The organism is Anabaena sp. CCY 9613 (genome assembly GCF_963920895.1).
GTDB lineage: Bacteria > Cyanobacteriota > Cyanobacteriia > Cyanobacteriales > Nostocaceae > Cyanocohniella.
Map to the genome: position 1 here is coordinate 1 of NZ_CAWUDE010000025.1, position 25276 is coordinate 25276.

The window sequence follows — 25276 nt, forward strand, 5'->3', positions numbered from 1 at the left end:
GTCTTGGCTAATTTGTCAAGCTCACTCTATACCAAATTAGATGAGCTTACCCTGATATATATTCCACTACTTTTCCACCTTTATCATCTAAATTTGTTATTTAATTCGGAGTTAAAGCTGATCTTTTAAAGTAAAAACTTCTAATATGACTCCACAAATTAAGATATAAGCTAAGTAAAACCTCTTTTATTTAGTCTAATCAACTACATCAATAATTAGTTTGAGTTCTTTGTGTAAATAGATACCAAGAGGTACAAATGTTAAATAACTTAGAATCCATTTCAAATACACCAAGCAAACAAGACTTTGCTATTATCTTTCGTTTAGTAAGTCGAATTAGTTTTTGGGTACAGTTATTGCTGGGTTTCCTTTCTGGTACTGCTGTATTATTGGCTTGTTTTAGCAGTAACGTTAGTACTCAGACAAGTAATGCAGGTATAGGATTTGGCATATTTTTGGCTATTATAGGTATTTTATTGCTGTGCTTTCGAGTATATTGGGCTTTCCGCTACAGGAATTTGGCTAAACTTTTGCAAACACAAAATCCCCAAAACAATCCCACAAAGAAAGATATAATTCAAAATTTACGAATTGGATTAGTGATGAGTTTGGTAGGGCTATCAATAGCTTTTATTGCTTCTGAAGAAACGGTTGCAATTATATTGATAAAAGCATTAGCGCAGCCTCAAAGTGTAGCAATTTATCAACCACAAAATGTAATTCGGTCACTAGATATTTTTGTAATGCTAGCTAATGTCAACTTGATTGGCGCTCACTTTTTTGGGGGAGTTACTTCTCTTGGCTTACTCTATTGGCTAGAAGATTGATATACGGTAGTATTTATTTCACGTTGCCCGCTATTACTATTGACATAGTAACTCTATTTCTCAAGTGGTATTTGTGCAATGAGTTTGGGTTCTGCTCGACTTTTCCACTATTAAGATTTAACGTCAAATTACAGTCTGTTTTTCATAACTCCTTTTCTGGTTGAGCGGCTCACCTTTACCTTAATTACATTTTTAAAAATTGGTCATACACAACCCCGATTTATTGTAGGTGGACAAGAGTTTATCCTCCGAAATCTACCAACGCCTATCACTATCACTTTGGTACATAAAGACGGTGGATTACTCCCAGTTATGCCTATGTCTACCTCCCAAGGGATGCTATCAGTCTTATTAGATGAAACAACCAATTTCGATAATAATCAAGGTGTATTAAGAATTCAAAGGAATGGTTAGGTCTTTTTGAATTAATGTGGTTCACCCCATTAATTTTGAATAAAATGCTGACTACAAATAAGCAATCAAATTTTTTGTGGTCGCACCAAAATATCAGGTTCGTAACTCATCACTAGGACTGATGCAAAAATGTAAAAAGGTTTGAATAATGATTAATAATCTGAATTTGATATTTTAGTTAACCTGAATGGATATTTTGCAATGATTAACTTTTTTCAAACTAAGTGGAGTTCTAAAGGGGCTATTGCTCTAGCACTTTCGGCAGTGCTACTTCCCGCTTGCACCAATAACTTAGAGCGAGAAGCCGCAGTTCCAGAAACCAACGTTACTACAGAGGAAGTCACAGATAATACAAACGAACTAATTGGTCAAACTGTAACTGTTAGAAGTACGCCCATCAGAACATTGGGTCCATCAACTTTTACAGTCAGCGATAAGCAATTTTTTGGCGCTGAACCCATTTTAGTTGTAAATGCTTCTGGTGAAACTTTCACCCTACCTACTGACCCAAACACACCAATTCAAGCAACTGGTGAAGTTCGTAAGTTTGTAATCGCAGATATTAATCGAGATTACAACTTGGGTTTAGATCCTAACTTGTATACGGATTACGAAACTCAACCGGCAATTATCGCTAAATCACTAGCACTTGCTCCTAAACCAGGTGAATTAACCACAAACCCCGAACTATACTATGGCAAAACCCTGGCGGTGACAGGTGAAGTGGAAGATATTAGAAATTCCAGTTCGTTCACTTTGGATGAAGACAAGTTATTTGGTGGACAGGACTTGTTAGTGATACGCGCCGGAACTCCCCAAGGAATTGTTAATGAAGGTGAAAAAGTAGCAGTTACAGGGGTATTGCGTCCGTTTGTTGTAGCCGAATTGGAACGGGATTATGACCTGAACTGGGATTTGACTTTGCAGAGGACACTGGAAGCTGAATACAGCAATAAACCTGTGTTTATTGCAAATGAAGTTTACCCGTCAGCAATTCCACAGTAATAATTCTTCAGGTACAACCGCACCTTTGGCAATGATGATACCAAAATTTATCTAATCAAGCTAGAAGACTCCCGTTACAATGCACCAGCATTTAGCGGGAGACGGCAGTTGCTCATGGGGGAAACCCCCAAGACCGCACTGCCTCATGAATAGCGGTTAAAAACGAAACACCCTGTTAGAAAATATTTCGTGTCACGAAATGAGTATAACAGGGTAGTTGAGTTTTTGACAAAATAATGGTACTGTACTTAACAGTAACCAAACAAAAGAATGATAGTCTACGAAGCAAAAGCAGAGATAACAAGAGAGCAGTCACTTAAGGTAAATGAAGCCTTAAGGACTGCTCTTTTTGTTAAAAATTCTTGCTTGCGCTACTGGATAGATGGTCATGTAAAAACTGGTTACGACTTGAATAAATATACCAAGGTTCTAGCCGACAATCCCGACTTTCCGTGGGTTAAAAAACTCGTGTATACTAGCAGTCGCTCAAGCTATTTATTAGCACCTGCTTTACATAATTTAATCAATTGCTCCTCAAATATTAACCCGGCAAAAGATATAAATGGATACCTTCATTAAGTTCAGTGGAACTTATTACTACTGAAGGATGGCATAGGGCGATCGCATCTAAATATTAAAGATTGATGAGCCAGATGGAATTCCCTAACGCTCTATCACACAGGACTTTCAGAAAATTAAGTATTGAAATTTAATAATAATGATAATTGTTGCCGGGGGGAGTTTGTGGCAGTTACCTACTTGAGACTCTAGTAGGGTCAGCAGATTTGATAAAACTATCCATAGCCCCTAGACCCTATGCCAAAGGCAAGAAAAAACGAAACGTACTACCAATACCCTGTTCGCTTTCTACATAAATTTGACCGCCTTGCAACTCGACTAAACGGCGGGTGATAGTTAAACCAATACCCGTACCTCCAGAATGGCGATCGCGTGATTGGTCAGTCCGCCAAAAGCGTTCAAATACATGATGCAAGTCCTCTGGAGCAATGCCAATGCCTGTATCTATCACGGCAATCCAAAGTCGATTGGCTTCAGTCCAAACACGAATTGTAATTTTACCTTGGGTAGTATAACGTACTGCATTACCTAGCAAATTTACTAGCACTTGTTCTGTGCGGTCAATATCTGCCAATACCAGTGGCAATGGGGATGGACATTCCCAACGCATCACCGGGCCATCTTCTAGTAGCTGGTCGCTAAATTTCTCTACCAAGCACTCTAATAAAGGAAACAAATTCACAGGCTGGATCTTAATTGGCAGATAACCGGCTTCTGCCTTTGAGAGTTCTTGTAAATCGTTAACCAAGCGTTCTAAGCGTCTAGTTTCTTTAGCAAGTCTGCGATAAATCTCTGGAGACGGCTCCATTTCGCCATCGGCTAGTTCCTCTAAGTAACCGCGAACCACTGTCAACGGTGTCCTTAATTCATGGGTCATATCGCCAATCAATTCTCGCCGCCGTGCTTCTACGCCTTCTAAACTTGCCGCCATCTGATTAAAACTAGTTCCCAAGCGATGCAGTTCCGGAATATCAGACAAAGGTAACCGCGCTTCGAGTTGACCTGCGGCAAACTTTTGGGTGATTTGTTCCATCTCTGTCAACCGCAACATAATTCGTTTAGATACCCAATAACTCAATCCTCCCGCCGCCGTACTACCTACTAAAACAGACCAAACAGTTCCTCGCCTCCAAGCAGTTTCAAATCCTTGCACCAATTCACGCCGGATATGAATTAATCTCACCCCCCGACTTTCTAGAGTTTCCAAGTGCAGCACAAAAAAGCGGGGAGAAGAAACTTTGCTGATGATTACAAGACTAAATAAGCCCACTATCATCACCACTAGGTGGGATATAAAGAGGCGTGATGCCAAAGGCAAGGATTTTGCCCAATGCCAGCCCATGTTGATTATCCTCACACTATAGGGGAATCTTCAAATTTATAACCTACTCCAACCACAGTTTTAATAAAAGTGGGACTAGCTGGATCTGGCTCAACTTTTTTTCGCAGTCGGGCTACATGAGTGTCAACTACCCGCTCATCACCAAAAAAATTGTCACCCCAAAGTTTGTCAATTAGCTGAGTACGGTTCCACACTCGACCAGGATTACTGACAAAGGTACTTAATAAGTTAAATTCTAAAGTAGTTAAGTCTAAAATTTCTGCTGGTTGGGAATTCATCTGACGGCTGGCAGTGCGTTGGTCTACATTTACTATAAAGTGTTGAGTTCGATTCACATGGTGCTGTCCTCCTTGGCGGAGACTACGCCGTAATAATGCCCGCACCCTAGCAACTAATTCTCTGGGGCTAAAAGGCTTAACCATGTAATCATCCGCACCAGTAGACAAGCCAATCACGCGATCAATTTCCTCACCCTTGGCTGTCAGCATTAAAATATATGGATCTTTAGCACCGGGTTGCTGACGAATTCTGGCACAAACTTCCAATCCATCCAACCCAGGAATCATTAAATCTAAAATGATTAAATCTGGTGGTTGTTCTTTAAATATCCGCAAAGCATTGATACCATCGCGGCTCGTGCGACAGAAAAATCCTTCTTTATCTAGTGAATGTTGGATCAACTGAGCAATTTCTGGTTCATCTTCAACAATCAAAATATCCATCGCCATTAAGATTCAATAAAAATACGCAGAGTTCCCCAGTTTGCTATTCTACTCTATTACCTTGGTGTGGGTAGGGTAGTAATAAAATCAAATTCGATGGATTTGTAATGGGGATTTACACCAAGTTGAACAAATAATGCAACAGATGGATTTACAGAACCTAGACTGAGGAGCAGTTCCCAATCTAAAATCCCAAATGATATTACAACTTGGAATTAGACAGCGCCCGATAACTATAGCCGAGATGGGAATCCTTTTGGATGTACTGTTTAATACCATCAAGGTCAACGAATTCATCAGCGACATCAATCAGACTATCGCTAGTTGTCGCGCGCAAACTCACCACTTCAACACGCGAACCTGTACTAGTTACAGCATTCACAGCATAAGCTAAGTCTCTATCTCCACTGACTAAGATTGCCGTATCGTAGTAAGGAGCCAAGGTGATCATATCTACAGCAATCTCTACATTCAAATTGTGTTTTTTGGTGTGATCTGACAGTTGAGCCTCCTTGATGACTACACGATAACCATTGCGACGCATCCAAAATAGAAAACCCTGTTGCTTTTCATTAGTACGTGGACGGTTAGGAGTTGGCCGTGAAGTATCGACAATAGTGTAAAAGAAAGCGCGCAATAACCGTGAACCCGCAGTTAAATGACAAAGTAATTTGAGATAGTCGATTTCAATGCCAAGTTGTAAAGCGGTATTAAAGAGGCTGACACCATCAATAAAAATAGCTACTCGACCCCGATTTTCATCTTTGATGACAGAAGTTTTTGATATAGTCGGCTCCCTTTTTTTGGGACTTTCACATTTCACACCATTTTTTATTGGGCTTTTTCCTGGTAAATGGGGTTCCTCCTCAGGACGTTTATAGACATTTTTTGGTTTGGTAAAATTAGTGATGCTCATTGACTCCTCTAGATTTTAAATCTGGAAATGCTTTCGGGTAAATTGGCAAAACATCGACTGGGCCATCAGCCTAGCCGCAAACAGTATTTAGTCATTGAGCGTAAAGCCACTCAAATCGTGGTAATTGTGGAGATTCCAAAATTTAACGCCCCAGCAGCTGTTAACTCTTCTCAGGGCAGGTTTTACGAGATATTCCCTTTGCCTACAGTTATGCTGCTCCTTATCTACCTTTACTGCATATTGACTAGTTACAGGATGCAAAAACTTGAGTGCAAGCAGCTTCCCATCGGCGTAAAGATAATAGTGAGCCGTCGGCAGTTATTTTTATTGTACATCTCTATTTAAAAAAGCTTCATTAAGGCAATCTTTGTATATTGACGTAGTGATATTGAGATGAATAATTAGAACTAAATACTTGACATAAACCTATTATTTATGCATGTTTAGTTAGTTTCAAGAGGATACTATATTTCAATTTAAATGAATGTATCAAGCATTATTTAAGTTAGTATTTATAAGATTTTCATGATTAAAATGCCAATTTTGGTTTGATATTATCACCAGACTTTAATATATAGTTATAACCATTTACATGGAATACAGATTTATTGATATTTATCTGTGATTAATTGCTTTTTGGATGTATATTAATGAATTGAATAAGGCTATATATTTACAATCTTGAGTAAAAATAAGTCTGAAATATTGAGATTTTAAATTTTCCCAAAATTGCTATATATAAATCAAATAAGCAAAAAAAAGACCCCCAGTTAGCCTATAGCTGAGGGATTCTGCAAGTCGGTATTGTCGCACAAAGACATTCGCTAATTTCACCATACCAACCTGATGGTGAAGAAATGTGCCAAATTGCCAAATTGGGGAAATGGGGGTGTTAATTTTGATATTGGCTCTCAGTTAGAAAAAATAGCTTAGAAGATATTGTTAGTTGCATAGTTACTCTCAAATCAATGAAGTTCTTGTGTTCGCGTAGTGTTACCGCAGGGTAGCAAAAATCCCCCAGCTAGAAGCCGTAGGGATTGTTACCCTGAGAATGTAAAAGTACTAATCACAACATCATTATTATTAGTTTGACCAGGTTTGGTTAATCAAAACGGGTTTCTGTTGAGGCATCAACTGTTTGCCAAATTTGGCGTAGAGAGCCGGAATAACTAATAAAGTCAAAGCTGTAGAAGTAAATAAACCGCCCAAAACTACAATTGCTAAGGGTTGCAGAATTTCATTTCCAGCCCCACTAGCGATCGCCAAAGGCAGCATCCCCAGTGCAGAAGTGAGTGCGGTCATCAGGATGGCATTAACTCGTTCTAGAGAACCGTTGACAATCACATCTTTGAGGAGCATTCCCTGAGCAAACTTATTATTATAGTTGTCTACCAACAACAAGCCATTGCGGACAGCAACGCCAAATAGGGTAATAAATCCAATCAAAGAAGCGATCGACATCACACCGCCACTCAAAGCAATGGAAACAATGCCACCCACCAAAGCCAAAGGCAGATTGAGCATGATGGCGATTGTGGCGGAAAGGGATTTAACGGAGAAGAACATCAACACCGCAATGACGATCGCTGCCAAGATACTAAATACCAGTAGATTATTAGTAGCACGTTGCTCCGACTCAAACTGTCCGCCGTACTGGATGAAGTAGCCATTGGGGAGTTTGATTTTCTGTTGAATTTGGGATTGAATATCACTGACAACACTGCCCAAATCGCGCTCGGCAACGTTTGCCGAAACAACTATCAGCCGTGATACATCTTCCCGATTCACAACATTCGCTCCCATACCGTAGTCTACTTTGGCTACAGCACCCAGTTGGATGGTTTTTCCTGTTGGGGTAATCAGAGGAATAGCGCGAATGGCATCTAAACTATTGCGGGCTTTCTCTGTCAAGGAGATAGAAATATCAATAAGCTGCTGATTTTCTGCTACTTGCGACACTACACGACCATTTAGAGCAGTTTCCACCACATTAGATAACTGCTCCATACTCAATCCATAGTTAGCGGCTGCCACGCGATCATAATGGATTTGTACCTGACGAATGGGCAGTTGAGGTTCAAGCTGCAAGTCTACAATGCCAGCAATGGGCTGAATCACATCTCGCACTTGTTCGCCAATCTTTCGTAGTTCAATTAAATCCGGGCCAAAGATTTTCACAGCGATCGCACTTCTAACCCCCGACAGAACTTCATCCATGCGGTGAGAAATAAATCCACCAATGTTAGATGCCACACCAGGCAGTTTATTGAACTCTTGCCGCAATTGTTTAATGCTGGCTTCGCGGTCTTGGAGGGCGCGATCGCTCAATTCTACATCCACATGAGCCATACTCACTCCAGCCCCATCTGCATCTCCTGGAGTGCGTCCTGCCCGTACTTGCACCCACTCATACAAAGGATTATCTTTAAGCGCAGTAGACAGTGCTATCCCAGCCCGATTGGTCATATCGAGGGAAACCCCCGGAAATAAAACCATTGAATTGACCAATGATTTCTCCTGAAATTCGGGTAGAAACACCCGTCCGAGGGAGGGAATAATCGCAACAGCAGCCACCAATGTTGCCAGTGCTACACCCAGAATAATTTGCGGCGATCGCAGCGACAGATTTAACAATGGACGATATAACCGTTCTGCCCAACGGGAAATGAATGTACCTTCTTGCGGTAGGGTTTGGTTTGCCAGCAGAATTGCACACAGGGCAGGTGAAAGAGTCATGGCCACCAGAGTAGACGCACAGATTGAGAGCAAATACGCCCAACCCATTGGGGCAAAAATATTGCCCTCAACACCCGTCAAACTAAAAATTGGTGCAAAGACGACGACGATGATTACCGTGGAAAAAATTACGGCTAACCGCACCTGTACAGAGGTGTCATACACCACCTGAAAGGGATGCTTCGGGTTGCCCTGTGCCTGATTGGTTCGCAGTCCGCGATAGCAGTTCTCCATGTCCACGATTGAGTCATCCACTACTGAGCCAATGGCTACGACTAAACCGCCCAAGGTCATAGTGTTAATGCCCAAGCCAAAAGCTTTCATGAACATTAACCCAATTAACAAGGACAGAGGAATTGCACTCAGAGTAATTACGGCGGTGCGCCAATTCATCAGAAATAACAGCATAATCACCGACACGATGATGATGCCTTGAATTAGGGAACTACTGACATTGGCAATGGCAGTATCAATAAAGTTAGACTGCCGGAACGTCCGCGCCACCTGCACATCAGGGGGAAATGTCGCTTGCAAAGATTGCAGCACTGCTTCTACTGCTTTTGTCACCGTGGGAGTATCAACATCAGGCTGTTTGTTAATCATCATCACTACAGCTGGTTGCCCATTAAAACTAGCATCTCCCCGCTTCAGTGCCGCACCCGTTTGTACTTGGGCTACATCTTTGAGCAAAATCGGCTTTCCATCTTGCACCTTCACCACAGATTGCTGCAAGTCTGCAATTGATTTTACCTGCCCAATACCGCGTACCAACAGTTCTTGACCACCACCAATTAAGAATCCACCAGGAGCATTAGAATTTGCACCTCTGGCAGCATTGGTCACTTCGGTCAGGGAAATATTGAGCGATCGCAATTTCTCTGGATCAACTAGTACCTGTTCCTGTCGTTCATCCCCACCGTAAACGGTGACTTGGGTGACTCCCGGCACAGACAAAATTTGGTTGCTCAGGGTGCTATCCACCAGACGGCGCAAGTCCATCAGCGAGGTTTTCCCCTGCCCATTCACCGTAAAGGCATACTGTAAAATCGTACCCAAGGGCGATGCTAACGGTGAAATTTCCGGTGGATGCACCCCTTCAGGTAACTGATTTGTCACCTGCTGGAGTCGTTCTGTTACTGATTGCCGGGCTTTATAAATGTCGGCATCTTGGTCAAAGACCACCTGCACCATAGACAGTCCAACTTTGGAGGAAGAACGCACCGTAGTCACCCCCGGCAAACCATTCACCGCACTTTCAATCGGCACGGTAATTTGTGATTCTACTTCCTCTGGAGCTAGTCCAGTCGCTTCGGTGTGAATATCTACTTGGGGGGGCGCAAATTCGGGAAAAACGTCCAGTGGCATCTGTGTCACACTGAAGACTCCCCACAGCGTCACTAAAATCGCACAAGTAACAATTAGCCAACGCTGGGCAATTGAGTTTTTGAGAATCTGATTCAGAATGGAGTTAAACATTTAAATTAAAAGCCTCCTTTCTTCTTGCCATTGCCAGCTATCAAGGCGATCGCTCCGCCCACAAGCACCACTCCACCACCCACTGCTGCTAAAATCCCCATCGGGAATCCGCCCGATTGCGGAGTCGTTTCACCAGCCTGCGAGACGAGATTACCAGCAGTATCGTGGCTATGAGGTATTCCTTTAGCATCTGCCTGAGCATGGGCTGCATCAGTTTTGGGAGTAGTACTTACGACTGAACTGGGGGTTGCATCGGCGGTTTGGGTTTTGCGCGATTCAGCATAGAGCGACAAACTACCTTGGGTAATGAGCTTTTCCCCAGCTGACAATCCTTTGCTCACTTCGATTAGTTCGCCTTTAGTCGCGCCAGTTGTAATTTCCACCGGCTCATAAAAATCTTTATACTGCACAAATACTATCTGCTTGCCATCGGCATCAACCAATGCCGTCACCGGAATCATCACAGCAGATCCCGCAGAAGAGGCGATTGGCGTGACAACAATGCCTAACAGTTGGTCGGTTTCAGCATTAACTTTCACGCGATTGATGCCGCCCTTTGCCTGAAATTCATCACCATGTCCAACGTGAGCAAACACAATTGTGGGCGCACTGATGGTTAAACTGACTGCAAGAATGGAACTCACTAGTGGAAAGGGTTTCATGATCACTCCTCAAAATGAAGACAGGGTTAAACAAAAGTTCTCCATAGTTTGCCAAAGGACAGATGAAATCCAGGTGAAATGGCAAATGTTTTTGTGAGATCAGAGCTTCGTGGTTGATTTTCTTGGAGTGATGCGAATTTTACTGGTGGAAGATGAAGCAGAATACCCATCAGCAATCCACTTGCCTGCTGTGTGGTGTTATGGCTATGAGCTAGGATGTTAACTTTGTACCATTTTAGGTCTTCAAAATTCATGCAAAATAACTGAACCATAACCTTTTTGTAAATCTTGTTTATGCGGCTTGATATACTGGCTAAGGTAAAGTCTTGAGACCGTCCATTGGTAGTCATATTAATCTGCTACCCACTAAATACTAAGTAATTAGCGATCGCGTTGTCGAATATATTCAAGTGCAACGATGAGAGCATCCAGCATGACTTCATAGCTGCGCTCGGTCGAACGGTTTAAGGTCATTAGTTCTAGCTGTTCTCTGGCGATAAAACCATAAATTGCTGCATTGACCATCCGCATCGCATCAATCAAAGCATCGTCACTTAGTTCGTAGAGTTGAAGCGATCGCTGGAAGAAATGTAAAGCGTTCTGGATGATTTCAACCTCTTCTGGATCAGTGGGTTGCATTTGGTACTGCATCATCACGCTATAACGGGCAGGATAATACTGGGCAAAGTTTCGAGTTGCCTGTGCGCCCACACGGAATAAATCATGGGGATCTGTGTCCCTAGTGATTTGGCTTTGGCAGTACATCAAGTAGTTGCGCCAAATTTCCAAAGCGACAGCGCGACGCAGCCCCGTGTTGCCATCTAGATGTTTGTAGATGGCAGGTGGCTTAACCCCTAGCTCTCGTGCGACTCGATTGACCCCCAATGCCGATTCCCCTTCTTGATCAAGGCAAGAGATCGCAGCCAGAACTACATCATGTGGTGTCAAGGAATTTTCTTTGAGTGGACGACCCATAGGTTCTTAGTTAACTAAATTAACTAAGTTGATTAAAAGTGAATATAATTAACTTTATCAAATACTATCAGCCCGATGCTCATGACTCCTCTAACCTTTTTATCGGCTTGTCAGCTTGCCCAGATGATCCGCGATCGCCAAGTTTCTGCGGTTGAAGTTCTTGACGCTCATCTTTCTCAAATAGCCAAGCACAACTCCAAACTCAATGCAATTTGCACATTAGATGAAGACAGTGCCCGAAGTAAAGCCAAGCAAGCAGATGAAGCGTTACTTCGAGGAGAAAACTGGGGTGTCTTACATGGCGTTCCGATTACTGTCAAAGATTTGTTTGAAACGTCTGGGTTACGAACAACAGCAGGAGCAACGGCGCTTAAAAACTACATACCATCACACGATGCGACTGCCGTGAGTCGTCTTCGTGCGGCGGGTGCGATCCTGCTTGGGAAAACAAATGTGGGCGATCTGGCAGGCGGGTACCAGGGACTCAATGATGTGTTTCCTCGTGTAAATAATCCTTGGAACCTTGACTATACACCTGGTGGTACTTCTAGTGGGGGTGCGGCAGCGATCGCGGCAGGTTTATCTCCGCTCGATCTCTGTTCCGATTTTGGCGGATCAATTCGTCAACCCGCTCATTTCTGCGGTATTTACGGCTTCAAGCCAACGGATCGCCGAGTGCCAACCACAGGACACATTCCTGAAGTTCCCGGTGCCCCTCGCGGTTTACGTCAAATGCTTACAGTCGGTGGATTAGCTCGTTCGATAGAAGATTTAAGCCTTTGTCTGCAATTAATTGCGGGAGCTGATCCAGCGCAACCCGAAATTCCTCCCGTTTCGCTAGATCGCCCCACAAATCAATCTCTTCAAACTCTTCGGATTGCTTGGGCAGAGGAATGGTCGCCTTATCCTGTTGCCGCAGAGATTAGGTTGGCACTGCAATCGACGGCAACAAAACTGACTCATGCAGGAATTCCCCTTGAAAAGTATGTTCCCGATTTGGATTTTCCTGGGTTGTGGCAAACCTACTACAGGCTTGCAGCCTACAACCTGATCTACTCCCAATCTCTAACGGCGGCTGATGTTTGGAAGAATCTGGCTTTTTTATTTCGTGATGGGACACAAGGCGATCGCAACTTTCGCAAACTTGGTAGTATCCCTGGCATTGGCTTGCCCATCTCTTTGAACCCGACACTGAAAGGCTATTTTGAAACGCTAACAGAGCGCGATCGCCTAATCACTGAAATGGATGAGGCCTTAACCCAATGGGATGCTTGGCTATGCCCTGTCGCAATGACCTCTGCCTTTACCCATAGAGAGAGCGGTACAGCGATTCGAGTAGACGATCGTAGCGTCCCATATTCTATGGCATCGGGTGCTTATGTTGTGTCATTCAACCTCACGGGGCATCCAGTCGTTGTCATTCCAATTGGACAAACTCAAAACGGCTTGCCCATCGGGATGCAGATAGTCGGTAAGCGTTGGCAAGACATGGAGTTATTGGCGATCGCCCAGGAGATCGATCAGGTCGTCGGTAGATTTCAACGCCCTTTTAGTTATTGACGATATGATTAATGCAAGTAGAAGATTTCTATCAACTGCCACATTATGGACTATCAAGACATCATCACGATTGAGCCTGGAAAACGCAGTGGTAAGCCCTGTATTCGAGGAATGCGAATTACCGTCTACGACGTCTTAGAATATCTAGCAGGTGGAATGACTGAGGCAGAAATTCTAGAAGATTTCTCAGAACTTACCTTAGAAGACATCAAAGCTTGTCTTGCTTTTGCGGCAGATCGTGAGAAGAAGTTGTTTGTGGCATCGTTGTGAAACTGCTTTTGGATGAAAATCTCTCAGACCGGATTGTTTATAGAATTATCGATTTGTATCCTAGTTCTGAGCATGTCAAAGCTTTAGCACTAACAAACACTGATGATGGCATCATTTGGGAATACGCAAAAGCAAATGATTTTGTGATTGTTTCCAAAGATTCTGATTTCCATCAGCGCAGTTTACTTTATGGTCATCCACCTATGTTCGTTTACCTTCGGATTGGCAACAGTCCAACGTCAAAGATTGTTCAGATTTTGAGAGATAATTTTGACACGATCAGGCAGTTTGGAGATAGAGAATCGGAAAGTATTCTAGTGTTGGCATAGTGTAAAACCGCCGCATAAAAAGCCACTTTTTTGCCCCGCTTCCACAACTGGGTGTTAGTTCGTTTCTCAAAGATCTTTTAGATAGAGGTTGGAATCATGCGTATTCTCACAGATAATGAATATTATTCTGAGGCCGAACCTAAATTGAGACAAGTATTTCTCAACGAGAATCCTAAGCTACCTCAATTCGGATCTAATGCTGAAGAAGTTAAACTCTTATATGAGTATTTCCCCCCAGATGTAGAAGTTGTTAATGCTCTTATAAGTACTGCTTCACATATGGGAGATACAAGTTTATACCTATCTATTGTTAATATTGTCGATTTCAATTCATCTATGACCAAGCATTGGTGGATTTCTTTTGAAGAGATATCTACATATTTATCTATTAATACCGACGTTTTTGGCTTATCTTATCAATTGGAGAGTGTGATTTTTTCACCTCAAGGAAAGTGGGCTCTAATGAGCAGTTTTGAAAGGTATGCAATATTAGCAGGAACCCAAAATTTCATTGAAAATTTTTCAAAGAATTTTTCTGACATAGATACACAGATATTCGGCTATTTGAAAATATTTAGAGAATGTCTTAATATGGACGGGATAGAAAAAGTTAATATTGCTTGGTTGGGCGATTTTTTAAAGAGCGTATATGGAATAGAGAAGGCTAAGGAGATCTTAAAAGTATCTGAATTGGAAAAATATGTTAATTTAAGGTCTTGATGGAACTGAGTAAATACTTAAGAAATTGATGCGACTGAAACCTAACAACCCGGTTGGAGCGGACTGAACGGAGATATTGGTGGGGATGCAAAGGTTACTTGCAGCCGCTCAACCGGAACGTTAAATTGGCAGATGTTTCTGTAAGATCAGAGCTTCATGGTTAATTTCCCTGGAGCAATGCGAATTTTACTGGTGGAAGATGAAGCGGATTTGGGACTGGCAATCAAGCAAGTTCTAATTAGCGAAAGATATGTAGTGGATTGGGTGACAGATGGCACTGAAGCATGGCTGTTTGCCCACAGAACAACAAATCAAGGCGATTCACGAGGAAGCACACCATAGCTGTTTTCTTGCAAATTCAGTAAAAACAGAGATTAAAGTTGAGGCGATCACCAGCTATCGGTAAGGGTGAGTAGGAAGGTATATCTGAGTGAAAACATCAAGTAGTCAGAATCTTCTAAAAGAAGCCCTATCAACTCTACCCCGACAGCTAGTTGCCTAGTGGACTAAAATAAAGATTTACTCCTTGACTATCGGTAGCTATGTCAGAAGATAAACAAAAGAGAATAGTGGTTGCACCTCAACCATCATTGGTTTCATCCTCTTCACTACCACCTAATCGCGTCATTAGTGTTGAGCTAGAGAATGCCGAGGATGTCGAGTGGGTGTGGATGTCACTACCTGATGGTACGAAGTACGTCAGCGGATATACTATTGTCAAAAAATAAAGTAGATGGAGTTGGCGCAGCGATTATCTACGACCTTAAGAAAAGGAGGAGAGAATGAGTGTTTCCATTATCAATCAAGTGATCAAACGGCTAGAAATAATGCCGCAGCACTTGCAACAACGAGTGCTTGAATTTACTCAAGCGTTAGTAAAAGCTGAAGTTCGAGGAACTCCAGGGCAGCAATTGCTACGTTTTGCAGGTTCAATACCTCTGGACGATCTCCAGGTAATGCGTGAGGCAATCGAGCAGGATTGTGAACGGGTAGATGACGATGAGTGGTAAGTATTTGCTTGATACCAACATCATCATTGCTCTTTTTGCAGATGAAGCGATCGTCAAAAGCAATCTTGCTCAAGCCAACGAAGTTTTCATTCCAAGTTTTGTGATTGGTGAGTTGTGTTATGGAGCCAGAAAGTCAGGACGAGTTGAAGCAAATTTGGCAAGAGTTGATGAGCTAGTTGCTAGCAGCACGATATTGGATGTGACGCTGAAACCGCACTGCAATACGGTGAGGTCAAAAACAAGTTAAGGCTCAAGGGTCGTCCGTTACCTGAGAACGATGTCTGGATTGCATCTCTTGCACTGCAACACGCTCTGATTTTAGTAACACGCGATGCTCATTTTCAAGAAGTGGAGAGTCTACAAACAGTAGCGTGGTGAATAAAGCTGCCGCATAACAACCTGGTCGGAGCGGACTGCCGAAACTCCTCAGTGTGGATGTAAAGGTTGCTTGCCGCCGCACAACTTCACTGGTAAATGTTTTTGTAAAATATGAGCTTCATGGTTGATTTCCTGGAACAATGCGAATTTTACTGGTCGAAGACGAAGCGGATTTGGGACTGGCAATCAAGCAAGTCTTAATTAGCGAAAGATATGTAGTAGATTGGGTGACAGATGGCACTCAGGCCTGGCTCTGTCTTGAAAGCCAGTGGACAGACTACACGGTTGCTATCGTCGATTGGCTGCTGCCCGACTTGTCAGGACTGGAGTTATGTCAGAGGCTAAGATTACACCAAAATCCTTTACCTGTGCTGATGCTCACTGCTTTGGGTCAGCCCGAAAATCGTGTAGCAGGGCTGGATGCAGGATCTGATGATTATTTAGTCAAACCGTTTGTGATGGAAGAATTGCTGGCACGGTTGCGCGCTCTTCAGAGGCGATCGCCTCAACTACAACCATCTATCTTGACTGTTGCAGGTTTCAGTTTGGATACAGCAAACAATGTCCTACAAGTGAATGCAGATGGATCTAAGCCCCTAGCCATTCCCTTAACCACCAAAGAATTTCAGCTGCTCATGTATTTGATGCAGAACCCCAATCGCATCATTCCCGGTAGCAAATTGCGTCAACAACTTTGGGATATGGATGAAGAACCAATTAGTAATGTAGTTGCAGCGCAAATGCGCTTACTACGTCGCAAGTTAGCAAATCATGGCTGTCCCTGCCCGATTGAAACTGTTCCAGGTGCTGGCTATCGCTTTAATTCTCAAGTTGATTCTCAGCTATGAATAGCTACTCACTTTTTCGGCGCAGTCGTCTACGGTTAGCCCTCTGGTATGCCGGAGTCATGGGCGTGATTTTAAGTGTTTCTGGCTTGGGGATTTATCGCGCAATGGTACAAACCAACTGGGCAGCAATGGAGCGTGAAATTGAATCAATTGCTGGAACTTTACACGATAGCGTCGAACCACTGCTACCGCCTTCCGAAGAACCGACTGCTGTGCTGCAACAAATTTTTCCCGATCTTTGCTTGAGTGGACAACCTTGCAAGGCTAAACCGACACTTATTCAACGGCACACCATCGGCATCAGCGATCGCACCACATACTATATTCGGCTGTTCAATCATCAAGGGAAACTCCTAGCTTTTTCACCCAATCAACCGTTATCTCTGCCGCCAACTCTCAACCGCACTTCATGGCAAACCTTTCGCACGGCTAACGGCATTCGCTATCACCAATTCACCACTATTTTGCATAGTGCCAATACTCACGATCTAGCTAATGAAGCCAATTCATCCTGGGGTTATTTGCAAATTGGGCGTACTTTAGAACATTTTGATGCGGAAATCAGGCGAATTCAATGGATTATGGCGATTGGGTTGCCTATTGCCCTAAGCTTGGTTGCTACTTCCAGTTGGTGGCTTTCCGGATTAGCAATGCAGCCGATTTACCAGTCCTATCAGCAACAGCAACAGTTTACCGCTAATGCTGCCCATGAATTGCGATCGCCCTTGGCTAGCCTGTTGGCAACTGTGGAAGCTATCCTCCACATACCGCAATCAAATCAACAAGATATGCAAATAATGCTTCATACTGTTGAGCGACAGGGGCGAAGGTTGAGCCATTTGATTGCTGACTTACTCTTGTTAACCAGTCTGGAGCAAAATTCACTTGAGCAAAATTTAGGGGCAAAACCTTTTCAGCCCTGTTGCTTAAATGATTTGGTGAGCGATTTGACCGAAGAATTTTTAGAGCTGGCTACTGCTGCGGATATTAACTTGACCTGCCAACTTCCCACTTGCGAGGTTTATGCTCTAGGTAACGAATCGCAACTTTACCGTTTAGTGTCAAACTTGATTGCCAATGCCATCCATTACACACCCAAAAGGGGATATGTAACCGTTAGCTTAGTCAAGAGTGATTACACTGCTGTCATTGCTGTAAAAGATACGGGGATTGGAATTGGGCTTGCTGATCAGGAGCGAATTTTTGATCGCTTTTACCGTGTTGATGGTGATGCCTACGGCGGGCTGCGCCTGCGCTCTCGTAAAACTGGAGGCACAGGGTTGGGGCTAGCGATAGCTGTGGCGATTGCCCAAAAACATCAAGCGCATCTGAAAGTTGAAAGTCAGGTGGAAAAAGGTAGTATTTTTACGCTAGAGATGAAAGTTTTATCTTCTAAATATATAGAAAATTGATTATACATCAACTTCCGAAATTGCAGTTTTTACGTAACTGGGTGTCTTGGCTTATTAAACTTTCTTGAAGCCACAAATTTAGATATGGTTCAAAATCACATTGATTTAAAAATTTAATGTTCAAGCCATAATTAGCGGATGTTTTTTATGGCTCTCAACTATCGGGACTTAAACAAAAGTGAAAAGGAAAAAAACTATAGATGCTTCATTAACCGAAAGCACGTTTAAGATCTAAGTAAGGAAATCTTTCGTGGCTTGGGCATGAAACGCATCGTCTTGATTGCTGGATTTGAATCTTTCAATGCTGACTTGTATCGAAAAGCAGCTGCTTTGGCTAACTCGCGCTGTCCTGATTTGGATATTCGGGTGTTTAGCGATCGCAACATTACCACTCAGCGCGCCGAAGTAGCAGCAGCCCTAGATAACGCTGACGTGTTTTTTGGCAGCTTAATATTTGATTATGACCAGGTTTTGTGGCTGCGCGATCGCATTGCCCAAATCCCCATCCGGCTAGTGTTTGAGTCAGCCTTGGAATTGATGAGTTTAACTAAGTTGGGTGATTTTGCCATTGGTGACAAACCCAAAGGAATGCCCAAACCAGTTAAATTCATTCTTGATAAATTCAGCAACGGACGAGAAGAAGACAAACTTGCTGGTTACATTAGTTTCCTCAAAGTTGGCCCCAAACTCCTAAAATTCGTCCCAGTGCAGAAAGTCCAAGACTTACGCAACTGGTTGATTATCTATGGTTACTGGAACGCCGGCGGGCCAGAAAACGTTGCGGCTTTATTTTGGACACTAGCAGAAAAATATTTAGATTTAAAAGTCGGTGAAATTCCCCCACCCATCGAAACCCCTAACATGGGATTACTCCATCCCGACTATCAAGGTTTTTTTGCATCACCCCGTCAATATTTAGACTGGTATCTTGTAGGGCAGGTGTCTCGCCTGCCATTATCAAAATCCAAGGGCGGGCAAGATGCCCACCCCACAAAACCTGTAGATACCCACCCTACAAAACCTGTGGTGGGAATTTTACTGTATCGTAAACATGTCATCACTAAACAACCATACATACCGCAACTAATTCGCCGTTTCGAGGAAGCAGGTTTAATTCCCTTACCCATATTTATTAACGGTGTCGAGGGACACGTAGCAGTACGGGACTGGATGACTACTGAATATGAAACTCAGCAACGCCAACTAGGTAATACAGAAACTCCTTCACTGTCTTCAGAAGCTGTCAAGGTAGATGCGATCGTTTCTACAATTGGCTTTCCTTTAGTGGGTGGCCCGGCTGGTTCAATGGAAGCAGGCCGTCAAGTGGATGTAGCTAAACGCATACTCTCGGCGAAGAATGTGCCTTATATTGTCGCTGCACCATTATTAATTCAAGATATTCACTCATGGACACGTCAAGGTATCGGCGGACTACAAAGTGTTGTATTGTATGCTTTACCAGAATTAGATGGCGCAATTGATGCTGTTGCTCTAGGTGGTTTGGTAGGTGAAAAAATATATTTAGTTCCCGAACGAGTACAGCGCTTAATTGGTAGGTTGCAAAGTTGGATTGCTTTAAGGCAAAAAGCTGCATCACAACGCAAGATTGCCATTATTTTATATGGATTTCCCCCTGGTTATGGTGCTGTAGGTACTGCCGCATTATTAAATGTCCCCCGCAGTTTATTAAAGTTTCTCAACGCACTCAAAGACCAAGGATATAACGTGGGCGAGTTACCAGAAGACGGCGAAGAATTAATTCGCTGGGTAAAAGCAGCCGATGAGAAAATAGAAACCACTTCCTCCCGACTCCCCAACACAGTCAACGCCCGTACTCTAGAAAAATGGTTGGGATATCTACGAACATCCCGCATTGAAAAGCAATGGAAGTCTTTAACGGGAACTGGAATTAAAACCTACGGTGATGAGTTGCAAATTGGTGGTGTGCAATTAGGAAATGTTTGGATTGGTGTACAACCACCTTTAGGGTTACAAGGCGACCCGATGCGGTTAATGTTTGAACGGGATTTAACACCTCATCCCCAATATGCTGCTTTTTATAAATGGTTGCAAAATGAGTTGCAAGCTGATGCTGTGGTTCATTTTGGGATGCATGGAACGGTGGAATGGTTACCGGGTTCGCCTTTGGGAAATACGGGTTATTCTTGGTCGGATATTTTGTTGGGCGATTTGCCGAATCTATACATATATGCGGCAAATAATCCTTCGGAGTCGATGTTGGCGAAGCGTCGCGGTTATGGGGTGTTGATTTCTCACAATGTTCCGCCTTATGGTCGTGCTGGTTTGTATAAGGAGTTAATTTCTTTGCGGGATTTAATTGCGGAGTACCGCGAAGATCCTCAGAAGAATTATGTATTGAAGGAAGTTATTTGTAAGAAGATTGTTGATACTGGTTTGGATGCTGATTGTCCGTTTACTGAGGCTAAAAGTTTGGGTATTGCTTTTAGTCCGGAAAATGTGCGGATGTTTAGCGCCCATGTTTTTGATGATTATTTGCTGAAGTTGTACGAATATTTGCAGGTGTTGGAAAATCGGTTGTTTTCTTCTGGGTTGCATGTTTTGGGAGAAGCACCGAATGAGGAGGAGTTGGCGGGGTATTTGGAGGCTTATTTTGGGGACGTTCAGCGCATACCGCCAAGTCGCCAAGAGGAGGAGAAGCAAGTTAGTGATTTGTTGATGCAATCGACGGATGAGTTAACTAATTTGTTACGGGGTTTGAATGGGGAGTATATTCCGCCTGCGCCTGGGGGTGATTTGTTGCGGGATGGTGCTGGGGTTTTGCCTACGGGGAGGAATATTCATGCTTTAGATCCTTATCGGATGCCTTCTGCTGCGGCTTATGAACGAGGGCGGGAGATTGGGGAAAAGATTATTGCCCAACATTTACAGGAACATGGGAGTTATCCGGAAACTGTGGCGGTGATGTTATGGGGTTTGGATGCGATTAAGACTAAGGGTGAGTCTTTGGGGATTCTTTTGGAGTTGGTGGGGGCTGTACCTGTGAAGGAGGGAACTGGCCGCATTGTGCGTTATGAGTTGAAGCCTTTGGCTGAGGTGGGACATCCCCGAATTGATATTTTGGGTAATTTGTCGGGGATTTTCCGGGATAGTTTTGTGAATATTATTGAGTTGTTGGATGATTTGTTTCAACGGGCGGCGACTGCTGATGAACCGGAAGACCAGAATTTTATTAAAAAACATGCTTTAGCTTTGCAGGCGCAAGGTGTGGAAAATGTTTCTGCGAGATTGTTTTCTAATCCAGCTGGTGATTTTGGTTCTTTGGTGAATGACCAAGTGGTTGATGGTAATTGGGAATCTGGTGAGGAGTTGGGTAATACTTGGCAAGGTCGTAATGTGTTTAGTTATGGAAGACAAGATAAGGGTCAAGCTAGACCAGAGGTGTTGAATACTTTGTTAAAAACAAGCGATCGCATTGTCCAAGAAATCGATTCGGTAGAATATGGTTTAACTGATATTCAGGAATATTACGCCAATACTGGTGGTTTGAAAAAAGCCGCAGAAAAGCAACGCGGTAAGAAAGTTACTACTAGTTTTGTGGAAAGTTTCTCGAAGGACACCACACCCCGCAATTTAGATGATTTACTGCGAATGGAGTACCGCAGCAAGTTAGTCAATCCCAAATGGGCGCAAGCAATGGCTAATCAAGGTTCCGGTGGTGCTTTTGAAATTTCCCAACGCATGACGGCGTTAATTGGTTGGGGCGGTACTGCCGATTTTCAAGATAATTGGGTTTATGACCAAGCCGCAGATACTTATGCTTTAGATGCCGAAATGGCTGAAAAGTTACGTCAAGCTAATCCTGAAGCGTTCCGTAATATCGTCGGTAGAATGTTAGAGGCGCATGGCCGGGGTTTATGGCAAGCTGAAGCCGATAAGTTAGATAAGTTACGTCAGTTGTATGATTTGACTGATGAGGAGTTGGAAGGGGTAAATTTTTAAACAAGTACTAATTGCAATCAGTTTTATCCATTCAAGCATCGGCGATCACTCGTTTTCTTTTACTTCCACTCCAAATATTTACATTTTTCATTCTCCACCAGCTTACGTAAAGTTTGCAGCGTTTTTAGCTTAGAAGTAGTCTCTGTATATTCTTGTTTTGAGGGCGAACTACCTAACTTATTCAACACGTCATCACTTTCTTGAACTATTGCATCTCGAACAAAATCACTCAGCTTTCTGCGATTTCCACCTTCAAGAAGAATTACAGAAGTTTTTACCACTTCTTCATCAGGTTGCATCTCCATTTCTTGAGGTTTGGCAATCTTAGAAAAGTCTGATTGTTCTAGCCATTGGTAAAAACTGTCTGAAACGTCAACTGCATCAACTGTTTCTTTCGCTTCTGAGTAGAATACAATATCTAACATTAACCTTCCTCCTGAGCTTCAGATTCCATAAATATTTTCTCTGGGACTTTTTCTGCATATGCAACATCATACTCATCAAAGAGTTGCTTTGCCGGTTTAGTAATTATACCTGTGGTTAAGACAGCAGATACATCTCCTTTATTAATAATCTTTTTTGCTAAGGTTGAATCAATTTGTTTACGAGTTTTAATTTCAATATATGGCATCGATATATCCTAAGACTTATTGTACTCAGAGTTAATTTTGCGAACAATTGCTTTTACTTTTGGTTCATCCTCAGCGTTGTAATAAAGAATATCACCTCTAGAATCATCACCTATAGTTCTTTCACAAGGAATACCCTCTGCTTGTAACCTTTTAATGACCCAAGTGATAAAGTCTCTATGAGCCTCTAGACGGTTAATTTTTTTGTCCTCATCTGTTTGCCATTCTCTGTCTGCCATTTGTAAATTCTCCATAAGTTCTGTTTAAATGTTCATCAGTTGAGAAACCTTCTTCAAAAAGCTGAAATAACTTATCTTTGATAGAAAAATTTCTCTTATCTTCACAAATCACATCAATTAATAGGGATTTATAAATAGCTTTGATATCACCTGATTTAAAATTGCGACTTTTATAAACATTATATAATTGTATTAAGTCTTGTTCTTGAGGAATATAATCAATCGGCTGACTCAGATATTGGATATATGCACAAAATTCACCCAAATTAAGATTAGCATCTACAGAATATTTTAGAGAGAATCTACGCACTACTGCTGTGTCAATTAAATTATCTACATTGGTAATCCCCAACAAAATCAACTTTTTGTTTGAAGATGGGTGTAACTTATCAAGCTCTAATATTAAAGTAGTCATTGCTCGACGAATAGCATCATGCTCATGAATTCTATTACGGCTCATACAAAATGAATCTAGTTCATCTAATACTAAAAAGGCAGATGAATCTTCTGAACAAACTTTTCGTAATTTTTCAAATGCTTCTTCTAAATTCCGTGATGACTGGCCTAAAGCAGGATCGAGCATTTTTCCAATATCAATAGTATAAAAATTAATTTCATTAGTAACTTCCTTTTTAAGACGATCAAACAACAAATGACACAGGGTTGTTTTACCTGTATTTGGTGGTCCGTAAAGAAGTATGGAAGGAACTAAGTCATAAAACTTAAAATTATTTAATCTTTCAGTATTTGCTGTAATCACAGCTTTACAAAATTTAAATAAATGTTCTTCAAGTAAATCTAGCCCAAATAATTTGTGTTGAAATATTCTCTTCTCTATTTCAGCATGAGATATTTGTAATAGTCCACTAGTTTCCTGAATATAGCCGGACATATATATTTTTGGATGATTTTAGTCTTTTTTTAGCATAGTGATAAAATTAAAAATCACCGTAATTCTACTAGTTTTTATTAAATTGTTTAGAAAAATTTATTTTTTTATATTTACCTATTTAAATTACTATAATTTATGAATTATTTTGGCTCTACAGTACTTGTTATGCTAAATTCACAGCTTGTAAAAGGGAACAGTCCACAGGAAAAAGAGGCAATATTAATAAATGATCTTTGATAATCAGCTTAGTTTCACTTGTATAACTGATTACTGAGGTTTTATCAGCTAAATCTAGCATACTAGGTGCTGAAGAAGCATTATTTTTTAGCTAATTGAGCCACGGCTGCTGCTAAAACTTCTGGTTCCACTGGTTTAGATATATGCATTTGAAAACCGGATGCGATAAACCCGGAGGGCATGGCTACGCCTATCGCCTGTTGTTGATCATACTCGGCGGTAAATGCTGTGAGAGCGATGGACTTCGGCATAGCTTCGCTTACCACCGGAATTTTTCCCCTTGTTTCTGGTGGTAAAGTTCATGGTGCGTTGCTATGCACAAAACAGGGCTAAAGTCCTGACTCCGAACTAATTGCAAACACAACATCTTCATAAAGCTCTGCCATTGTCATCTCAAAATTCACACTATTTAAGCGTAATGACTCTTCTTTTTCTGTGTAGAATTGCAAAACCCATAAACCTTGATCATTACGACGAAAACAGTCGATTCGCTGACGTTTTGTGTTAATTAAAATATACTCCTTTAAGCTTTCTAATACCTGATAGTCGGCAAATTTATCACCCCTATCAAAAGCTTCAGTAGAATCAGATAAAACTTCCACAATCAAACAAGGAAATCTTTTATAAGTTGGTGTTTCTTGGTCTTTTTGATCGCAAGTTACCATAACATCAGGATAGTAGAATCGATTCAGTGATTCAATACGGGCTTTCATATCCGCAATGTAAACACGACAGCCTGAACCGCGGATATGATTACGGAGAAGTGCAAACAGGTTTCCTGCAATAGTCACATGAGAGTCTGTAGCTCCCGCAATTGCGTAGATATAGCCATCAATGTATTCGTGTTTGATAGCACTCTGTTCCTCCATGTGTAGGTATTCTTCAGGGGTGATATAGATTTCCGGAGAAGCAACCATATTTCAACCTTCCAGGGTAAGTCTACGTGGCTTTAATTTCTAGATTAGCTTTTATAGAAAAAAGTGAATTGAAGCATTTCATCCCACAGCTAGAAGCAGAAGCTTGCATGGGTAAGTATCATACAAATGCACGAAAGGAAATGTACCTCTATATACCCGTAATATAGGATCACGGTTGTTGAGGAAAGAACAATGAGGTC

24 protein-coding genes and 2 pseudogenes are annotated in these 25276 nt (G+C 42.1%); 14 read left to right on the top strand and 12 right to left on the bottom strand.

Features of this window, described 5'->3' with window-relative positions; all coding sequences use genetic code 11:
• Nucleotides 1–257: 257 nt before the first annotated feature.
• From ACM0OT_RS21690 to ACM0OT_RS21700, 3 genes are all read left to right on the top strand, one after another.
• Nucleotides 258–827 (top strand): DUF3611 family protein, encoded by a 570-nt coding sequence (locus tag ACM0OT_RS21690; RefSeq protein WP_414566465.1) that lies wholly within the window; start codon nt 258–260, stop codon nt 825–827.
• Between the two features lie 615 nt (nt 828–1442).
• Nucleotides 1443–2246, top strand: coding sequence for a hypothetical protein (locus ACM0OT_RS21695; RefSeq protein WP_414566466.1), 804 nt, complete (start codon nt 1443–1445; stop codon nt 2244–2246).
• A 270-nt stretch (nt 2247–2516) separates the two neighbouring features.
• Nucleotides 2517–2825 (top strand): hypothetical protein, encoded by a 309-nt coding sequence (locus ACM0OT_RS21700; protein ID WP_414566467.1) that lies wholly within the window; start codon nt 2517–2519, stop codon nt 2823–2825.
• Between the two features lie 235 nt (nt 2826–3060).
• Here ACM0OT_RS21700 and ACM0OT_RS21705 read toward each other — a convergent pair whose 3' ends face one another.
• The 6 genes from ACM0OT_RS21705 to ACM0OT_RS21730 form a co-directional block, all read right to left on the bottom strand.
• The gene (locus ACM0OT_RS21705; RefSeq protein WP_414566468.1) at nt 3061–4167 is read right to left on the bottom strand and encodes a sensor histidine kinase; all 1107 of its coding nucleotides are present in this window, start codon (nt 4165–4167) and stop codon (nt 3061–3063) included.
• A gap of 11 nt (nt 4168–4178) precedes the next feature.
• Nucleotides 4179–4889, bottom strand: a complete 711-nt coding sequence (locus ACM0OT_RS21710; protein WP_414566521.1) for a response regulator transcription factor — start codon at nt 4887–4889, stop codon at nt 4179–4181.
• A gap of 202 nt (nt 4890–5091) precedes the next feature.
• Nucleotides 5092–5805, bottom strand: a complete 714-nt coding sequence (locus tag ACM0OT_RS21715) for an NYN domain-containing protein (RefSeq protein ID WP_414566469.1) — start codon at nt 5803–5805, stop codon at nt 5092–5094.
• A gap of 1083 nt (nt 5806–6888) precedes the next feature.
• Nucleotides 6889–10017 carry an efflux RND transporter permease subunit gene (locus ACM0OT_RS21720; RefSeq protein WP_414566470.1) on the bottom strand — a complete coding sequence of 1043 codons (3129 nt, stop codon included), beginning with the start codon at nt 10015–10017 and terminating at the stop codon, nt 6889–6891.
• A gap of 5 nt (nt 10018–10022) precedes the next feature.
• Complete coding sequence (locus tag ACM0OT_RS21725; protein ID WP_414566471.1) at nt 10023–10679, bottom strand: cobalt transporter; 657 nt, start codon at nt 10677–10679, stop codon at nt 10023–10025.
• Between the two features lie 381 nt (nt 10680–11060).
• Entirely contained in the window at nt 11061–11654 is a 594-nt protein-coding gene (locus tag ACM0OT_RS21730; RefSeq protein WP_414566472.1) for a TetR/AcrR family transcriptional regulator, read from the bottom strand.
• Nucleotides 11655–11735: 81 nt separating this feature from the next.
• On the opposite strand from ACM0OT_RS21730, the gene ACM0OT_RS21735 reads away from it, so the two are divergent.
• The 11 genes and pseudogenes from ACM0OT_RS21735 (at nt 11736) to bchH (ending at nt 22162) form a co-directional block, all read left to right on the top strand.
• Nucleotides 11736–13214 carry an amidase gene (locus ACM0OT_RS21735; RefSeq protein ID WP_414566473.1) on the top strand — a complete coding sequence of 493 codons (1479 nt, stop codon included), beginning with the start codon at nt 11736–11738 and terminating at the stop codon, nt 13212–13214.
• A 45-nt stretch (nt 13215–13259) separates the two neighbouring features.
• Nucleotides 13260–13484, top strand: a complete 225-nt coding sequence (locus ACM0OT_RS21740) for a DUF433 domain-containing protein (RefSeq protein ID WP_414566474.1) — start codon at nt 13260–13262, stop codon at nt 13482–13484.
• Complete coding sequence (locus tag ACM0OT_RS21745; RefSeq protein WP_414566475.1) at nt 13481–13813, top strand: DUF5615 family PIN-like protein; 333 nt, start codon at nt 13481–13483, stop codon at nt 13811–13813. Before ACM0OT_RS21740 ends, ACM0OT_RS21745 begins: the two co-directional genes overlap by 4 nt.
• A gap of 96 nt (nt 13814–13909) precedes the next feature.
• Nucleotides 13910–14533 carry a hypothetical protein gene (locus tag ACM0OT_RS21750; RefSeq protein ID WP_414566476.1) on the top strand — a complete coding sequence of 208 codons (624 nt, stop codon included), beginning with the start codon at nt 13910–13912 and terminating at the stop codon, nt 14531–14533.
• Nucleotides 14534–14710: 177 nt separating this feature from the next.
• Nucleotides 14711–14824: pseudogene (locus ACM0OT_RS21755) on the top strand (DNA-binding response regulator); the annotation flags it as partial.
• A 278-nt stretch (nt 14825–15102) separates the two neighbouring features.
• Nucleotides 15103–15261 carry a hypothetical protein gene (locus ACM0OT_RS21760; protein ID WP_414566477.1) on the top strand — a complete coding sequence of 53 codons (159 nt, stop codon included), beginning with the start codon at nt 15103–15105 and terminating at the stop codon, nt 15259–15261.
• 54 nt (nt 15262–15315) lie between these two features.
• Nucleotides 15316–15543, top strand: coding sequence for a hypothetical protein (locus ACM0OT_RS21765; RefSeq protein ID WP_414566478.1), 228 nt, complete (start codon nt 15316–15318; stop codon nt 15541–15543).
• Nucleotides 15533–15921 (top strand): annotated as a pseudogene (locus ACM0OT_RS21770) (type II toxin-antitoxin system VapC family toxin). The gene ACM0OT_RS21765 and the pseudogene ACM0OT_RS21770 overlap by 11 nt, the downstream one beginning before the upstream one ends.
• Before the next feature lie 140 nt (nt 15922–16061).
• On the top strand, nt 16062–16769 hold the full coding sequence (gene rppA / locus ACM0OT_RS21775) for a two-component system response regulator RppA (RefSeq protein ID WP_414566479.1): 708 nt from the start codon (nt 16062–16064) through the stop codon (nt 16767–16769).
• Nucleotides 16766–18181: a two-component system sensor histidine kinase RppB gene (gene rppB / locus ACM0OT_RS21780; protein ID WP_414566480.1), complete on the top strand. Its 1416-nt coding sequence runs from the start codon at nt 16766–16768 to the stop codon at nt 18179–18181. Before rppA ends, rppB begins: the two co-directional genes overlap by 4 nt.
• A 261-nt stretch (nt 18182–18442) precedes the next feature.
• Nucleotides 18443–22162, top strand: a complete 3720-nt coding sequence (gene bchH / locus ACM0OT_RS21785; RefSeq protein WP_414566481.1) for a magnesium chelatase subunit H — start codon at nt 18443–18445, stop codon at nt 22160–22162.
• A 59-nt stretch (nt 22163–22221) separates the two neighbouring features.
• Here the strand turns inward: bchH and ACM0OT_RS21790 are convergent, their stop codons facing one another.
• From ACM0OT_RS21790 to ACM0OT_RS21815, 6 genes are all read right to left on the bottom strand, one after another.
• A complete protein-coding gene (locus ACM0OT_RS21790; protein WP_414566482.1) occupies nt 22222–22587 on the bottom strand; it encodes a hypothetical protein in 366 nt (121 codons plus the stop codon).
• Nucleotides 22587–22793: a hypothetical protein gene (locus ACM0OT_RS21795; protein WP_414566483.1), complete on the bottom strand. Its 207-nt coding sequence runs from the start codon at nt 22791–22793 to the stop codon at nt 22587–22589. The genes ACM0OT_RS21790 and ACM0OT_RS21795 overlap by 1 nt, the downstream gene beginning before the upstream one ends.
• A gap of 9 nt (nt 22794–22802) precedes the next feature.
• Nucleotides 22803–23030 carry a hypothetical protein gene (locus tag ACM0OT_RS21800; protein ID WP_414566484.1) on the bottom strand — a complete coding sequence of 76 codons (228 nt, stop codon included), beginning with the start codon at nt 23028–23030 and terminating at the stop codon, nt 22803–22805.
• Nucleotides 23002–23922 carry an AAA family ATPase gene (locus tag ACM0OT_RS21805; protein WP_414566485.1) on the bottom strand — a complete coding sequence of 307 codons (921 nt, stop codon included), beginning with the start codon at nt 23920–23922 and terminating at the stop codon, nt 23002–23004. The genes ACM0OT_RS21800 and ACM0OT_RS21805 overlap by 29 nt, the downstream gene beginning before the upstream one ends.
• A gap of 317 nt (nt 23923–24239) precedes the next feature.
• Nucleotides 24240–24425, bottom strand: a complete 186-nt coding sequence (locus tag ACM0OT_RS21810) for a hypothetical protein (RefSeq protein WP_414566486.1) — start codon at nt 24423–24425, stop codon at nt 24240–24242.
• A gap of 63 nt (nt 24426–24488) precedes the next feature.
• Entirely contained in the window at nt 24489–25076 is a 588-nt protein-coding gene (locus tag ACM0OT_RS21815) for a Uma2 family endonuclease (protein ID WP_414566487.1), read from the bottom strand.
• Between the last annotated feature and the right edge of the window lie 200 nt (nt 25077–25276).